The organism is Vibrio sp. VB16, from assembly GCF_015594925.2.
Classification (GTDB): domain Bacteria; phylum Pseudomonadota; class Gammaproteobacteria; order Enterobacterales; family Vibrionaceae; genus Vibrio.
This window is the reverse complement of record NZ_CP087591.1, coordinates 869,991-886,291: the sequence shown is the minus strand read 5'-3', so window position 1 is coordinate 886,291 and position 16,301 is coordinate 869,991. Positions and strand designations below refer to the sequence as shown.

12 protein-coding genes are annotated in these 16,301 nt (G+C 42.9%); 4 read left to right on the top strand and 8 right to left on the bottom strand.

Features of this window, described 5'->3' with window-relative positions:
* Window positions 1–58 precede the first annotated feature (58 nt).
* From IUZ65_RS20390 to IUZ65_RS20375, 4 genes are all read left to right on the top strand, one after another.
* Window positions 59–769: a molecular chaperone gene (locus IUZ65_RS20390; protein ID WP_195705852.1), complete on the top strand. Its 711-nt coding sequence runs from the start codon at window positions 59–61 to the stop codon at window positions 767–769.
* A gap of 3 nt (window positions 770–772) precedes the next feature.
* Window positions 773–1,438 carry a fimbria/pilus periplasmic chaperone gene (locus IUZ65_RS20385; RefSeq protein ID WP_195705851.1) on the top strand — a complete coding sequence of 222 codons (666 nt, stop codon included), beginning with the start codon at window positions 773–775 and terminating at the stop codon, window positions 1,436–1,438.
* Between the two features lie 113 nt (window positions 1,439–1,551).
* Window positions 1,552–3,906: a fimbria/pilus outer membrane usher protein gene (locus IUZ65_RS20380; RefSeq protein ID WP_195706460.1), complete on the top strand. Its 2,355-nt coding sequence runs from the start codon at window positions 1,552–1,554 to the stop codon at window positions 3,904–3,906.
* Window positions 3,896–4,783, top strand: coding sequence for a hypothetical protein (locus IUZ65_RS20375; protein WP_195705850.1), 888 nt, complete (start codon window positions 3,896–3,898; stop codon window positions 4,781–4,783). The genes IUZ65_RS20380 and IUZ65_RS20375 overlap by 11 nt, the downstream gene beginning before the upstream one ends.
* Before the next feature lie 51 nt (window positions 4,784–4,834).
* Here IUZ65_RS20375 and IUZ65_RS20370 read toward each other — a convergent pair whose 3' ends face one another.
* The 8 genes from IUZ65_RS20370 to IUZ65_RS20335 form a co-directional block, all read right to left on the bottom strand.
* A complete protein-coding gene (locus IUZ65_RS20370; protein WP_195706459.1) occupies window positions 4,835–5,617 on the bottom strand; it encodes a regulatory protein RecX in 783 nt (260 codons plus the stop codon).
* Window positions 5,618–5,743: 126 nt separating this feature from the next.
* On the bottom strand, window positions 5,744–7,015 hold the full coding sequence (locus IUZ65_RS20365) for a sensor histidine kinase (RefSeq protein WP_195705849.1): 1,272 nt from the start codon (window positions 7,013–7,015) through the stop codon (window positions 5,744–5,746).
* 53 nt (window positions 7,016–7,068) lie between these two features.
* Window positions 7,069–7,743 carry a response regulator transcription factor gene (locus IUZ65_RS20360; RefSeq protein ID WP_195705848.1) on the bottom strand — a complete coding sequence of 225 codons (675 nt, stop codon included), beginning with the start codon at window positions 7,741–7,743 and terminating at the stop codon, window positions 7,069–7,071.
* Window positions 7,737–10,886 (bottom strand): efflux RND transporter permease subunit, encoded by a 3,150-nt coding sequence (locus IUZ65_RS20355; RefSeq protein WP_195705847.1) that lies wholly within the window; start codon window positions 10,884–10,886, stop codon window positions 7,737–7,739. Before IUZ65_RS20355 ends, IUZ65_RS20360 begins: the two co-directional genes overlap by 7 nt.
* Window positions 10,887–10,891: 5 nt before the next feature.
* Entirely contained in the window at window positions 10,892–12,103 is a 1,212-nt protein-coding gene (locus IUZ65_RS20350; RefSeq protein WP_195705846.1) for an efflux RND transporter periplasmic adaptor subunit, read from the bottom strand.
* A complete protein-coding gene (locus IUZ65_RS20345; RefSeq protein WP_195705845.1) occupies window positions 12,100–13,467 on the bottom strand; it encodes a TolC family protein in 1,368 nt (455 codons plus the stop codon). The genes IUZ65_RS20350 and IUZ65_RS20345 overlap by 4 nt, the downstream gene beginning before the upstream one ends.
* A gap of 108 nt (window positions 13,468–13,575) precedes the next feature.
* Window positions 13,576–15,027 (bottom strand): NAD-dependent succinate-semialdehyde dehydrogenase, encoded by a 1,452-nt coding sequence (locus IUZ65_RS20340; RefSeq protein ID WP_195705844.1) that lies wholly within the window; start codon window positions 15,025–15,027, stop codon window positions 13,576–13,578.
* Between the two features lie 73 nt (window positions 15,028–15,100).
* Window positions 15,101–16,297: an MFS transporter gene (locus tag IUZ65_RS20335; protein WP_195705843.1), complete on the bottom strand. Its 1,197-nt coding sequence runs from the start codon at window positions 16,295–16,297 to the stop codon at window positions 15,101–15,103.
* Window positions 16,298–16,301: the final 4 nt, after the last annotated feature.

Here is a 16,301-nt window from a genome sequence, read left to right as displayed (position 1 = left end):
TTACCTTACTTTCCAATGGGAGGCTATGCCTCCCATTTAATACAAGGAGTGTATTAGGATGACAATAACAAGGCTGTTTTTGGTTAGTTTTCTATTTCTAGTGAGTCAATCTGCATTGGCCTATAAGGTTCAACCTATGTTGGCCGAAATCACACCAATCGGGAAAGGATCGCAGATGACCATGCGAATTGACAATACTGGTGATTCCCCCCTAACGATTGAATTAGTTCCGCTCTCATTCACCATGGATGAGTATGGCAAGGAAACCACCGAATCTGCCGAGGATGACTTGCTCGTCATTCCTTCAAGCGCTATCGTTGCACCGGGACGCTCTCAAGCTGTCATCGTACGATATTTGGGCAATCCATCAATCACAACTTCAAAACCATATCGAATTTCAGTCCGCCAGGTAAAAGTGTCACGTTCTGGTCAAGAACAAGCGTCTTTGGGCCTTTTGTTGCAGTTTGATACCCTACTCAATGTCAGACCTAAAAACACCAACCCAAACCTAAGCGTAAATAGTGTGACAAAAAATGAAGATAACTGGTTGGTGTCGGTAGAAAATTCAGGCAATAGCTATGGCCGTATCACCCGAACAAATTGGACCATTTCAGATAAAAGTCATTCATTATTCGTCAAGAATTCTGAGATTGGTGAATTAATTGGTGGATCATTAGTACTGCCGAACTCAAAACGTATTTTTACCATGAAAGCGCTTGATGGATTTGATATCAAAACGGTCGATATCAAACTAGAAAATGCGAATTAAGCCATGTGGAAGCGCGCTTTCTGGCTGTTGCTAATATCAACAATTAGTCCGGGTGTAATCGCCATTATTATTACACCCACCGTTCTCGACATGGAAATTCAAAGTGGACGAATGGCACAGGTTGTTGTGACGAATAACTCGACGCAGCAGATACCACTTGAAATCAGTGTTAAAAGACTAGAGTTCTTATCAAATGGTGAGTTTGTAACCCGCGACAGCAATGAGGATAACCTCGTTATTTTCCCCCCCGCAGCCATGGTGAAACCGGGTAAGTCACAGGTTTTTCGTTTGCAGTGGATAGGCAGCAAAAAATTGCCGCAATCCGAGAGTTATTTTGTCCGCTTTAGCCAGCCTCCTCTCGCCTCTGCCAACACAGACACATCCGGTATTTCAGTGCAAATGCACTACAACGCTTTGATACATGTTTTTTCTCAAAATCAGGCCGCTGAAATTACTTTGGTCGTTGATGAAGACGGTACAGCCGTCATTACAAACTCAGGTGATCGGTTCTCATATTTGAGTCTCATTCGTTTCGAAGGGCTGCAGAGAAAAAGTGCAGATGCCATTGACCGTTTTTTAGGTGAACGATTCATCGCCCCATCCACTTCCTTTGAGTTTTCGTTACAAACACAAGTGGAGCCAGGGGAATATTATGGACAAATGCAGTGAATTACCCGTTAACGAGGATCATCTTCGTTTTCTCTGTCGTACTACTTTCTTCGTTCGTTAGTGCGCAGGAAAACCAAGCAAAACTCAACCCAACAGGAAGAGATATAGAACTTATGTCACTGCTAAGAGTGAGTGATAGCGTCATCGGTGAAGCGCAGCTCATCATCACTGCTGATGATGAAATATTACTGCCTAAAAACGATACTCTACTTATATTAAAAGGTCTCATTTCAGAAGAAACCACCAACCAACTATCTGATCTAAACCAAAGTGATAAACTATCTCAAAAAGACTTTAGAAGCGTGGGACTCGACCTGACATTTGATTTTTCAACGCTAGAAAGTGTCATATCTATACCTACTGAAATGCTACAAACACAGCAATTGTCTTTTGAAGGTGCAGGTGACTATGGTAACTATTTGGAACCTTCATTGGCCAGTGGTTATCTCAATGTCACTCTCTCTGGCTCGCAGGTGGTTCAGAAAGATGATCAGTCGACGAGTGAAACCAGTTTTACGAGTAGTTTTGACTCAGCATTCAATATAGGCAGAGCTAACCTAGAATACGAATCAGAATATGTCAGTTCCGATATCGCTGAATCTTATTATCTTAGAGAAGGTACCAGATTCAATATGGACTTCCCTTCTCAGGGGACACGTCTTGTTTTGGGTGATATGTATAATTCTGGCGCCGCTTTTCAGGACGGCGTTGACCTTTTGGGTATCGGTATAACAAGAGATTTCACGCTTATTCCAACAAGAAATGTTCGGCCAAGAGCAACACAAAGCTTCACGCTACAACGTACGTCAAATGTAGACGTAGTGCTTGATGGTATCGTCGTACAGCGACTGACCTTGAATGCCGGGAGCTATAATTTAAACGATATTCCACTCGCTCAAGGCAACAATGATGTCGAATTAATTATTACTGACTCAAGCGGTCAGGAAGAACGACTTCAGTTTTCTGTTGCTACCGGTAATGACCTTCTTGATAGCGGCGAATTCGAATACAGCATTGCCTATGGTTTACCCAGTGAGATAAACGGGGACGAAATAGATTACTTTACAGACCAACAACTATTCCATGGTTACATAGAAGCAGGCGTGACACCGTGGTTGACTCTGGGTATTAATGGGCAAGCTCGTGAAGAATTATATCAATACGGCGGTTCGATTCTGTTTGCTACTGAACTTGGAACCACTGAGCTATGGGCATCAAGTAGCCATCATTCTGATATTGGAGGAGGGGAAGCTTTTCGCTTCGCATTCGATGCAAGTTTTGACAGTGATAATGAATATAATCCTGACTTCAGTCTTATTTATGATTATCAGACTGAAAATTTCTCTGGTGTTAGGGACTTCGATTCGTTGACGACACCACTAAATACTGTTGAACATTATGTCTCTCTTTTCAGCTCGATGGATATCAGCTTCCGGATGCGGGCAGCGTTGTCCTTATCTTATAGCTCCGGCTCTGAAGAGAGCGACAATTATACCGTTGTCGGTCCGAGCTTTTCCGGTCCTCTTTTCGCGACACCTGCGTCATGGAGCACCCGATTTAACTATCAAATGAACGAATATGAAGACGATGAGTTTTACACGACTCTTACGTTGAGTTGGCCACTTAGCAAAGCAACCAGAGTGGTTGCCCGTTACCAGAGCGATACTGATTATGCGGCTGTCGAAGCAAGTTACCGGGAAGGCATAGGTAATACTGGTGGAATATCTGCATATGCCTCAGTGGGAAGAGAACGAGATACAGATGCAGATATCGATGCAGGGGTAGATTATACCGCCAATCGAATGTCGGTAAGCGCTAGCCATAACACTCGATATGACGACACTGATCTTGAGACCCAGACGCACAATAGCCAAATAGAATTATCAAGTGCGATCGCCTTTTCTGGTACCTCTGTGGCTATTGGACGTAAAGTCGGCGAGGCCTTTGCTGTCGTGACTAAACACCCGAGTTTAGCAGAAAACAATGTGGCAATAGACCCAATAAGAAACACGGAATATGCGAGGGTAATCAGTCGCTCTACCAGTAATGTACTTATACCCGATCTGGTTGCGTATAACCCTCAGTTGATCGGATTTGATGTAGAAGATCTACCGCCAGGCTATGACCTAGGCGACGGTGCGTTCTCTCTTTACCCTGGGTATAAACGAGGATACAAACTGCAAGTTGGTTCAGACTCAGTGTTAACCGTGATGGGTAACGTAATTGAAAAGAAAACAGGTAAGCCGATTTCTCTGATTGTTGGAGAGGCAATATATCTTGGTAAAACTGACGGTAAAAACGACCCAGTAGAGTTTTTTACCAATAGAAAAGGTCGATTCGCCATTTCCGGCTTACGTCCGGGAAAATACCGATTGGATCTTTTTCTAAAAGACACGAAGTCGATAGAAATTACCTTGCCTAAAGAAAGCGATGTATTGATACGCTTGGGAGACTTATATGTGGAATAATAATAGCCAACGATGGTTCTTAGCTTTACTACTATTTACTGTAAATACCTACGCTTACGGAGATTGTAATGCGAGATTAATAAGCATCGAGCCTCAATTTTCTCTGTCCAGATATGACGTATTCTCTGTCAGTGATACGCCTTTGGTTCAAAATTATATAATACGAGCAGATATCGAAGGTCAGGACTGCACTGCAATTGTTGAACTCGATATCGGTGGAAATTCTGACCATTTACAGAGCACCAACTTCGAGGTCTTAAATTTTGAATGGCATGCAGAGCGTGGATTTGAAAAAAACGGATTATGGTACATCCCGTTAACTGAAAACAATGCCACCGGTAAAATTCAGTTACGATACCCAGGTAAGCAATGGGTGAGCGCTGGGGTTTATCAAAACAAATTAGAAGCTTCGGTCATTGAAAATGGCAGTAACTTGCTAAGCTATACTGGCAAAAAAATCTATTTGGATATTAACGCTGAAGTGCTACCCACTTCTAAGGTTCAGTTTTACGGACTTTCTCAAAGGCATTATGACCTCGATTTTGGAGAACTAGAGACGGGCAAAAGTATACGCTCCTCCCCAAGACTCTGGATTCAGAGTACTGGTGGATATTATATCTCCATTGAATCAGACTATGATGGAAACTTACGCCATGACTCACTTAATCCTAAATGGGATATCGAATATAGAATGTCGATAGCGGATAAGAGCATTGATATGCATAAGACAGGCCGTCAGTGGCGTAGTGGTGACTCAACGTCTGGTTCATCTTTACCGATAAACTTCGTGGTGGGTGAAACCAAAGACAGAAGAGGCGGAGAATACCGTGACAACATTCATATATCGATTGAACCTGATCTGTCACAAATGCCGTGAAGTAACATAAACAATTTATCGAGTATAGGCCGTTGGTTAAATCGCATTATATTAATCATCATTACTGTCTTTATGATTACCCATCTCACTAAAAGCAAACTGTATTTGCTCTGATGAGAATCCTTTGCGACTCAGCATGGCGTAGGCTTTACCACGCTCCTTGTGGCTACTTAAATCGTCGTATTTTTTTTCTAGCTGTGTTAAGCACAATGAGAAAAAATCCACATCCTCTGAGTTAACCAATCTTTCGAGGATCACATCAAAATCGGTAATATCGATTTTTCGTTGACGTAGCTCCTGTCGAATAACGGTCGCCCCTTTACCTTTTCGTGCATATTTCAATATTTCTTTTTCAATATCGGCTTTAGACGCTTTGATTTCGAGGTTCGATTTTAGTTGTGAAAATGACGCGTGCTGACTGATCGCTTCATTAACCTGTGAATAACTAAAGCCTCTCTTTTTTAACGTCCCTTGAAGCCGTTCTTTACTCAGCGTAAATTCATGATAATAGCTGTTTACATACTCATTAAGCATGGACTGCTCACAGATATCCCTATCGGTTTTAACCTTTTCAATAGCGTCTCGAATCTGATCGTCTACGATCCCTTTTTTCTTGAGTTTCTCTTGTATATAACCACTACCATATTCACTCATAAAAGACCGTTCCGCGAACTGCTCTGCGAATGCTTTATTGGATTTCAGATAGCCGAATCCACGAAGCTTATCAAGAGTCTCAGAGATCCAAACTTCGTTATCGGTCTTGATGCGTAACTTCGTTAGCAACTCGCTTTCTGTCATATCGCGTTGCCCTAAATGCCACATAGCCGAATTCATCACGCTTTCAATACGAGTCGCTTTTTTAATTCGTTTCTGGTCAGTGTGCAAATCATCCCTCATCAGTGTTTGATGCTTCATATATTCTTACAACCTATAATTCATCAGTAAATGGTGACTTATTATTCAACGAGGTCGCAATTCTATTTGTGCATTATAGGTAGCAGAATCAAAACTATCCGTATAATGCCAACCGTACCTATCGGCCAGTTTTTTAGTCAGTCTCAAACCTAATCCAAAACCTAGGTCTGTTGACTCAGCGGCTTCCTGGACGCTGCTATTGACTACAGATATAGAACCTCCTGTTTGAATTACGGTAATATTACCCACCATGGTATGCTGAAAAGCATTACGAATCAGGTTAGCCAGAACAATTCTGCATGGCATTTCCGCAATACAAAGTATGTAATCAGATGTTGTCACTTCCAGATCTACCGATTTATTTTTTAAAAGATAAGTCAGCTCTATAATAAGCTCTTCTATCATGTCTTTCAGATTGACCTTGTCACTCTGAGGTAAATTCAGATCATCTCGGCTTAACCACAGCAGCGTTTCAGTGAGGTTTGTCATGGTTCGGCCTGCACGGTCTATTCTCTCAACGACCGCAAATTGCTTCGGCGTTCCCTGTTCTTTTTCATACAACTTATTCAACAATTCCGTATTGGTTCTAATCACAGAAATAGGGGTTCTTAATTCGTGGCTGGCATGGGTTAAAAACTGTCGCTCTCTTTCAAGGCTTTCCTGAACTGAACTGAGACTGGTCTTTATGATATCTGCAAGCGTATTTAGTTCACCGTATTGAAAATCAGGAACTGGTTGTTTTAATTTCTCCCCATCAATAGACTTCGCCCAGTTTTTTAACGATTCAACAGGGCTTGCTACCTTACTAATAAGAACAAACAATACCAATGAAAAAACGATGATAGCGCCTACAGCAACAATAATAACCCAGATAAAATGAGGAAATAACTTTGCCTCACCTACCCCCTTAAACGACTCTCTTAAAAGTAAAGTCTTTGAGACATAACGAACTTCTCCCTGCTTATTGATCCCTTTCATTATGAGGTTTACTTCTTCTGGTGGTGAGAATATTCCTCCGCCGTAGGTTTGTTTATCTAATTTAAATGCTTCTGTCGGTGGACGATTTTCAAATGACACCTTCACGTTATCTGGCATATCTTCCCAACGACTTGAGACATGATATCCCCAGACACTAAGAGATCGACCTTCTTCAATGCCTTTGGCATGAACAAAGTCACGCATCGTTTGTTCTTGTCCTCTATCCAACCCCTGCTCAAAATAATTGAGTGTTAAAATGGAAAAAAAAATGGCCATTGCCGAAGCAAGTAAAATCATGCTGACAATAAATCGGATCTTAAGGCTTGGTCTTATCTTCATTTCACTCTCAATATTGTCTCGTTTTATTTCTCTTGCTAATCATCGGTATATCGCTATTTCTCAGTCTCTTCGATGGAGAAACCAAACCCCGGAATAGTATGAATTAACGTGTTATCTCCAGCAGAGTTCAACTGTTTTCTTAAGTTGAATATATGAACTTTAAGGCTATTACTTTCCGGTTGTTCATCACCCCAAATTACTTGGGTGATTGTTGTTCTAGACACCGGATTAGGACTATTTCGTAGCAGCAACTCCAATATTTTTATCGCTGTAGGTGAAAGTTTTAATTCACGCCCTTCTCTGTATACCGTCTTCTTTTCTACATCAAGCTTAATACCTGCGACGGACAACAGCGTCGCCTGCCCACTGCGTCTTCTCGCCAATGTTCGTGCTCGAACAATGAGCTCCTCCATTGCAAAAGGTTTAATCAAATAATCATCCGTACCTTTAGCAAACCCAGCTAATTTATCATCTAAGCTATCCATCGCAGTCAGCATCAGAACTGGTGTATCGATCCCTTTCGAACGCATTGATTCACATACCGCCAACCCATGCATTAACGGTAGGTTCAAGTCGAGAATAATCGCATGATAATCGTTCCTCTCGATTAAGTTCAGTCCAATCACGCCATTTGCAGCGTGGTCACACTGAATACCTTCGAGTTCAAGGTAATCAATCACTGCGGTCGCAAGATCAATATCATCTTCGACTAAGAGTAAATTTAACACTCGTTAATTACCTTCTTAGAATAAAAAATCTTATTTCTTAAATTACCACACACGGTACTTATTTCATGATTAATCAGCAATAGCGAAGGAATAAGCACCAGAGTAATCAACGTCGCAAAAATAATCCCATAGCCAAGAGCCGCAGCGGCTGGGATCAAGAATTGTGCTTGTACGGATGTTTCACCAAGTAGCGGGGCTAACCCTGCAAAAGTCGTAAACGAGGTAAGCAACACCGCTCTTAATCGACCAGTACAGGCCTCAAATATCGCCTCTTTTACCGCTATATTCTTCTCTCTTACCAAGGTATTAAATCGAGAAACCAATAGAAGACTATCATTCACTACGACACCACTTAGTGCTAGAACACCGTTTAAAGATAGAATACTAATGGTCAAGTCGTTCACAACATGCCCTAGAATCGCGCCAACAATACCGAAAGGGATAGCCATCATAATAAGAATCGGTTGAACATAAGATCTTAATGGAATAGCAAGCAATGCATATATAGCAATTAATGCCATTACAAACACACTACTCATGGAACTGGTCGTCTCTTCCTGATGTTCTGCCTCACCAGAAAAATCAATCGTTAGTCCTGAATACTGTGCCAATAAATCAGGCATTACCTCTGTCTTTATTTTTTGCACTAATTCATTAGACGCGATAATATTTTTGTCGACACTTGCCGTAATGTATACCGCCCTTAGATTATCAATTCGAGTAATCTCTGATTGTTGGTATTCAGTGTAAACCTTCGCAACCGTACTTAACGGAACAACGCTACCATCACTTGTTCGAATATGCGCTTCCATGATATCAGCCAACGTCTGTCTCTGATTCTCTGGGTAGCGAACCTTTACCTTAACTTCATCGCTGTCCCGCTGGAATTTCTGAACGGTTGAGCCACCGAACGAACGCAATATTTGCGATGCTAGATCGGATGTTTCTAACCCTAATGAACGCCCCTGCTCTGTAAGCTCAAATCGATATTGAGGCTCTCCTGGGCTCATATTGTCATCAATTCCACTCACGCCATCAATGCTTTGAAGTTTCGCCTTTAGCTCTTCTCCTGCGGCAAAAATAGTATCGGTATTCCACGATTTAAGTTCAACTTTAAAGTTATCTCCCATCGACTTTTTAGCTTCAATACTAAGCTTTTTCACCCCTTCCGGAATACCGCTTAATCTTTTCCATTCCTTAAGCAATTCGTTTGACTGATAAACACTATTGCTGTCAATTTCTACGGTAACGGTACCATTGTCGTCACTCTCAGCGATGACTTGTAGGTTGAGGATCTCACTCTCTTGCTCACCATATTTGGCAACAAGGCTTGCATCTGCTGCTATAACGGCGCTTTCAAGCTGTAATAAACTCGCCTCTGTTTGACCAAAACTCGCATCGTCATACATGGATATCTCGCCACGCACAGTATCACCAACGATATCTGGGAAGAATGAAACTCGGACCTTACCAGTGAGTGGCATACCGACGACCAAAACAAAAAGAGACAAGAACAGAACCAATACGGCGTAACGATATTCCAGAGCAACACCAATCGCTCTTCTGTAAATTTTACTACTAAACCATTGAAGCCCTGTATCTGCGCCCTGTTGAATTCTTGACCAGATGCCTTTACCCGCTACACGATGTGTATTTAAATGCGCTAGATGTGAAGGTAATATCAGTTTTGACTCCACCACGGAAAGCAACAAACAAATCATCACAACCGTACCAAATTGAGCATAAATTTCACCCATACGCCCTTCCACATTCGCGATAGCAACGAACGCAGCAACGGTCGTTAGAACACCAAAAATGGTCGGTACTGCCACTTTTAACGTTCCTCTAACCGTACTTTCTACGCTATCTCCTTCTTCACACCGGGTGGTATAAATACTCTCCCCCACCACAACGGCATCGTCGACGACAATACCTAATGCCATGATGAAGCCGAATGTGGTCATTTCGTTGATCGTTAAACCAGTAAATCTATCTGTCATAAAATATAGCGTGCCGAAAAATACAAACGGCAAACCAGCCGCCACCCAAAAAGCGACGCTTAGGTTTAAGAAAACGGCCAATATAATGAAAACCAGAGCAATACCCGAAAGGGCATTTTTTACCAACAGGCTAAGACGATCTTTGATAACGGTGCTTGAGTCATACCAAGTAGTCAGTTGCACACCCTGTGGAAGATAGTTCGACGCGTGCCATTTATCGACAACCTGATTGGCCTGATCGACGATCTTAGTAATATCACCATACTCATCCATAACGATCTCTATCGCCATGCCACTTTGTTGGTTATAGCGAGACAGCGTATAGGTATCATCTTCAAACGTTTCTTGAACGTTAGCGATATCGCCTAAATAGACATGAGTTCCGTCAGGTAAGGTAAGTAGACGAATATTGGCAAATTCTTGCTGCTCATAAGCCTGTTCCGATACTTTTAGCCTGACCACTTTTTCGTTATTCCGAAGGCTGGTTGTTATCGCGCTCGAAGACTCTGCGTTAATCGCATCAGATATATCCGATAACGTGAGTCCATACGCCTGTAACTTGGCTTCGTCCAATTCGACCGCAATCATGGGATCGGCCATGGCTTTAATGTCTAGATCACGAATAGCCGGTTGGATTAACAAATCTGATTTTAACTTCTCTGCTAGATCTTGAAGTGTGGCTCTATCGGCATCACCATAAAGTTGAACCCAAATGGCATGATCCTGCCTAGTGGCTTTTTCAATAACTGGATTATCGGCATCAGATGGAAAATCATTTATCGCATCTACGTTAGTTTTGATATCTGTGAATAGAGTATCCAACGGGTAACCGTTCAATTTCTCGACGACGACCCGACTACCACTTGCGTCCGACGTTGACGTTATAACATCAATACCCGCTACGCTTTCCAACGCTTCCTCAATTTTTATTGCGATTCCTTCCTCAGCCTGATTAGGATTACCACTATCATAATTAACGGATATTGTTACTCGATCTGGGGCTAGGCTAGGAAAGGCTTCCTTACGAAGCTCACTTAATGACAGTATACCCATCACTATGGTTGCAATAAGAAGTAAATTTGCCGCCACTGAATTACGGGCGAACCAGCCAATAATGCCTTCACTATACGTTGAATTTTGCATTTCGATTATCCTTCAACCTTAGGTGTCACAAGCATGCCGACTACGTAATTACTAAGCGGTCTTTTTATGATCTTAACGGCAGTCAGATTTTCTATCGGTGATACATAAACAGAACCAGATTTTTCAAATACCTTATTCGCAGGTACTTTATTTAGCTGATTATTCTCGGTCAAATACCAGAGGTCACCTTGTTGTGAGATAGCTGATGCCGGTAACTCCCACGTATTATCTAGTACAGCGCCTTCAATATAAGCCTGTACAAAGGTACCTGGGAAAAGACCAATATCTTGTTCGAATGGCTTATCAACCGCAATAATTAGTGATCGCTGACGAGAAGTCACATCCACATGCTGCTCAACTCGAGTAACATACCCCTGCCAGCTATTTTCACCATCTGCGCTATACAGAGTAACCGGCCATGGCGGCTGATCTTGATTTGATAGATCCTTATTTGTCAGTTTTGGTAGCGTTTGCCACTGCTTCATCGACAATGGGATGTCAATTTCGACCCTATCTGTGCTGTATAACTCAGCAACCGAAGTCCCTACTTGAGCATAACTTCCCGGCTGAATGTAACGCTCAACTATCAAAGCATTAAATGGGGCTCTTATTATTGTTTTTTCTAGATCTTGCTGAGCTTTTCTAAGGCTAATTTTGGCATTTTCTACTACCGCTTGTTGCGCTGCTAGCTGAGGTTTTCGCAATACCAAAGGGGAATTAGGTTCTCCTGTCATACCAGAACGTTTCCACTCTAAACGCGCTTGCTCTCCGGTTCTTTGTTCTTCAAGAAGATCCAATTCAGCTTGTGCCAGGTTAGAATTTGCCGCCGCTACTGCTTGCAAGTAAGAGGTATTTTCCAATGTCGCCAGGACTTCTCCTTGCTTAACCAACTGACCAGTTGCAAATTTAGGCATCAGACTTTCAACTCTACCACTCACTTCCGAACTGTATGTAATTGCATAATGAGCAGAAGCCTCACCATAGCCCTTCACTAACGCTTTATATGTATCTGCCTCAACCTCAAGTACCACAACACTGGGTGCATTCGCGGTTAAAAGTTCGGCTTTTACCTTACTAGGTACATGGACAGAAGCTTTTCCATTTTGAGAAGGTTTTTCGTCTTTAGTTGATATTTGAGAACCATTATACGCAACAGCACTGGCTAGGCATGCAACGGAAATTAGCGTGACAAGGATTGGTAATGATTTTCGTTTCATGAGGATACTCCTAAGCCTAACGCTAGGCCTAAATCAATTCGGTTTACTAAACGGTTATAAATGACTTGTGTCAGCTTTATTTTTACATCGAAGCCATTGGTTTGAACTGAAATCAAATCCGTAATATCGACTAAGCCTTCTCTATATTTCTCCTGATAATTAGCAAAGCTGCGCTTTGCACTGTCAAGCGCATCTTCTAAATGTCGCTGTTGCTCGGCTAATGATTTTTCCTGACCAAGAGCATTCTCTACTTCGTTGACCGCATTCAGTAACGTTTCTTGGTAAGTCCAATACGCGTTCTCGGCTGTCATTTCAGATATCTCTGCTTGTGATTGCAAATAACCACCATCAAAAATCGGTGCAGACAACTGACCGAGCAGGCTCCATAGCGGGCTTGTTAGAAGGGCCGATGTCGGAGAGGAAGCCGCATCGGAAAGCGCAGCAGATAAGCTAATAGAAGGAAGAAGCGCCTTATAGGCCGCATTGGTTCGAAATTCTTCAGCTTCTAGATCATAAAAAGCACTTTGAAGATCGGGTCTCCGCGAGAGATCCTGCTCAGGAAATGAGATAAGTGGTGTTATCACGGCGGGAAACTCAGAACTCACATCAAAACCTTGCTCTCCACCCAACTGCCCTAGCAATAAGGAAAGGCTTCTCTGATTTTGAGCAAGCTCTTCTGTGTATTCGACCAGAGTTGAACGTGTTGAAGCACTATCCGTTCTAGCGGTATCTAAATCTTCCAAATCCCCTAAACCAGATCGGTATTTTCCTAAAATGATACTTTCGTTATTTTCCGTGACCCGCAGCCGCTGGAATTCTATATCAACCAACTGTTTTTGCAGGCTTATTTGCAGCCATGTTCGCATGATGTTGGCCGCTAATGTGTCAGTCGCACTTTGATAAGTCGCTATACTGCTGGCAATATCTTTGTCCGCAGCACTGGTGTTGTTGCTTATCTGATCCCATAAGTCCAATTCCCAGCTTACAGTGAGATCGGCACTATATTGAGCATCAGAATCTTCTACTTTGTTCGCGTCATACCCTGCGGTTAACGAAGGAATTCGTTCACTATTTGTTGCATCACGTTGTGCATAAACAATTTTCAGAGCCATTAAGGTTTGTTGCAAGCTTGGGTTATTTTCCATGGCTTGTTGGATAAGAATGTCGAGCTCTGGAATATTCATTAGTTCGGTAAGTTGAATAACCTCTGTCGCTTCAGGTTGTTCAGCATTCCATACGAGTTGTTGCTTAAGGGATTGTTTCGCAAGTTTTTGGAAATCTTTGTCTGACGGTGAACTACAGCCTACCAAGCCGACAATAACCATGGCGAGTAAGCTGCAATTCATTTTTCGATAAGACATCATCTTCTGTCTCCTATTCTAATTGACGCAAGAATAGAAGACTTGTGGTTAAGAGGGGGTTAAGACTCGTGGGCTCAAAACCACAATGATGTGAAGGCGACGCAATTTACGCTATTTTAGGCCACCCATGAGTATATACTTCGCCTCTAAATAATCATCCATACCCATATACGAACCTTCGCGTCCTAGGCCCGATTCTTTCACTCCACCAAATGGGGCAAGCGTAGTCGAAATCAAACCTTCATTTACACCTACAATACCCGTTTCCAGTTCTTCTGCAGCTTTCCATGCTCGTGCTAAAGATTGAGTATATACATACGAAGCTAAACCAAACTCCGTATCGTTTGCACGCGCCAATACTTCATCATCATCGCTAAAACTGAACAGCGCGGCCATTGGACCGAATGTCTCTTCTGTTGCCACCAACATATCATCTGTCACACCCGTGATAACATGTGGTGTCACCAAGCGACTGCCTGGCTCTGGTAATGTACCGTAGAGCACATTTGCTCCTTTATCGCAGGCGTCTTGAATGTGCTGAGATACCTTCGCCACAGCCGCATCGTTGATAAGTGGTCCAATGTTTACACCCTCACCAAACCCATCACCTACCTTCAGTTCAGCGGCTTTTCTGGCCAATTTTTTGGCGAATTCGTCATATACATTTTCATGAATAAACAGACGGTTCGCACAGACACAGGTTTGACCTGCATTCCTGAATTTAGCGATCATTGCCCCTTCTACAGCGGCATCAATATCGGCGTCTTCAAAGACGATAAACGGCGCATTCCCACCCAACTCTAATGAGAGTTTCTTGATGGTTGAGGACGATTGTTCCATCAAAATCTTGCCAACATTCGTCGATCCAGTAAACGAAATTTTACGAACGATCTTACTCTTAGTTAGTTCACCACCAATCGCAATAGCATCGCCAGTAATAACACTAAACAACCCTTTGGGAATACCGGCTCTTTGCGCCAATTCAGCAAGCGCCAACGCAGTAAATGGCGTATCGGGTGCAGGCTTAAGAATAACCGGACAGCCAGCGGCAAATGCGGGGCCACATTTACGAGTGATCATCGCGGCAGGAAAGTTCCAAGGTGTGATCGCGGCAACCACACCAATAGGTTCCTTAGTTACCAGTATGCGGGCGTCCTGCTTGTGGCTTGGTATTATATCCCCGTATGCACGACGCGCTTCTTCTGCAAACCATTCAATAAAGCTTGCTGCGTAGGTCACTTCACCCTTCGCTTCTGCCCATGGTTTACCTTGCTCTGTCGTCATTATAGTCGCCAAATCATCGGCGTTTTCCATCATGAGTTCATACCAACGACGAAGTACTTTAGAGCGATGTTCAGACGTCTCTTTTTTCCACAGTTTAAAGGCAACCTGTGCATCTTCAATCGCTTGGGCGGTCTCTTTTACCCCCATATTTGGCACCGAGCCAATCACTTCATCGGTAGAAGGATTGGTAATGTCTGTCGTTGTGCCGTCAAACGCATCCACCCATTCACCTGAAACGTAGGCTTTTTGTATAAACAGGCTGTTATCAATTAATTTCATCTTCTACTTCCTTTTAGATAGCTCAACTCTTCTATCTGGTTGATAGGGTTAATGTTTGACGGCGCCCGCTTTTTTACGTCACCTGAATTCGGGTTATGTCATTTTGATGGTAGTGGAAATAGAGTGCCAACGCACAAACTCCATAGCCAACAAGAAACAGTGGCAGCATTATTGGCCCGAGCTGTTCGACTAATGCACCAACGAGTTGCGCCAACAATGCCCCTAATAGTAATTGTATAAAACCGAGTAAGCCCGAAGCCGACGCTCGGTTATCCTCTACCGACGCGATAGATAATGACTGCAATTGGGGCTGGCTCAATCCCCGGCCAAAGGTAAACAAGGCCATTGTAAGGAATAAGTTTTCGTAACTAATCTCAAATAATGTAAAAGATGCCAGCATCAGCAACCCACCAACGAGTGACAGGCTATGGCCAATAATTACTGAACTAGAATGAGATAGTCGTGTTGATAGTTGCGCACTAGTAAAGCTGCCGGCCATAAATCCAATGGCAACAAAAAGAAACCAAAAGCCGTATTGGGTTAGGCTCTCACCTAAGCTTGCGCTTACTATAAAAGGAGCGCAGGTAACAAATGAGAAAAATCCACAAGCGATGAGCGTACTAGACAAAGCAAGGCTGATGTAGGCTTGATTCTTTACCAGTTTTTTATAGGTACCGACAAAAGACGTCGCTTTGCCTAAACTCATTTCGTCGCTTATTGGTTTCGGATATTGGAAAAACACACCTATCCAAACCGCTGTCGCCATTAACATTGGCATATAAAATACAGAATGCCAGCCGATAATTTCTGACACAACGCCACCGACAGTCGGTGCTATCGCTTGTGAAACAGCGACACCCATGGTGACATAACTCAATTTCTCAACGGCTTTTCCTGAAGGGTACATATCCACCAAAATACTACGTGCGAGCATCATACCAATGCAACCACCAGCGGCTTGCATCACTCGGCTAAGCAATATCAGCTCGACAGAACTTGCAAATACTCCTACTAAGCCACCCCCAACGTGAAGCCCAAATCCCCACAACAATAGATTGCGTTTTCCATATCGGTCAGCCAATGGGCCACCAAACAACTGACCGATAGCAAGCGTGGCCAAATAGGCGGTAAAACTGAGTTGGATTACGCTGTTAGAGGCACCAAATTCTTTTGCCAGAATAGGCATAATTGGAGCAACAATATTAAGAGCGACAGGGCTAACCATCGCCATCAATATCAAGAAATAGGTAAGTTGAGTATCCTTATTCATGTCG

Excerpts from the sequence above, each read along its gene's own strand:
- IUZ65_RS20370 (WP_195706459.1), bottom strand. The coding sequence starts at position 5,617 with ATGAATTCGGCTATGTGGCATTTAGGGCAACGCGATATGACAGAAAGC.
- IUZ65_RS20385 (WP_195705851.1), top strand. The coding sequence starts at position 773 with ATGTGGAAGCGCGCTTTCTGGCTGTTGCTAATATCAACAATTAGTCCG.
- IUZ65_RS20340 (WP_195705844.1), bottom strand. The coding sequence starts at position 15,027 with ATGAAATTAATTGATAACAGCCTGTTTATACAAAAAGCCTACGTTTCA.
- IUZ65_RS20335 (WP_195705843.1), bottom strand. The coding sequence starts at position 16,297 with ATGAATAAGGATACTCAACTTACCTATTTCTTGATATTGATGGCGATG.
- IUZ65_RS20350 (WP_195705846.1), bottom strand. The coding sequence starts at position 12,103 with ATGAAACGAAAATCATTACCAATCCTTGTCACGCTAATTTCCGTTGCA.
- IUZ65_RS20375 (WP_195705850.1), top strand. The coding sequence starts at position 3,896 with ATGTGGAATAATAATAGCCAACGATGGTTCTTAGCTTTACTACTATTT.
- IUZ65_RS20365 (WP_195705849.1), bottom strand. The coding sequence starts at position 7,015 with ATGAAGATAAGACCAAGCCTTAAGATCCGATTTATTGTCAGCATGATT.
- IUZ65_RS20380 (WP_195706460.1), top strand. The coding sequence starts at position 1,552 with ATGTCACTGCTAAGAGTGAGTGATAGCGTCATCGGTGAAGCGCAGCTC.
- IUZ65_RS20390 (WP_195705852.1), top strand. The coding sequence starts at position 59 with ATGACAATAACAAGGCTGTTTTTGGTTAGTTTTCTATTTCTAGTGAGT.
- IUZ65_RS20345 (WP_195705845.1), bottom strand. The coding sequence starts at position 13,467 with ATGATGTCTTATCGAAAAATGAATTGCAGCTTACTCGCCATGGTTATT.
- IUZ65_RS20355 (WP_195705847.1), bottom strand. The coding sequence starts at position 10,886 with ATGCAAAATTCAACGTATAGTGAAGGCATTATTGGCTGGTTCGCCCGT.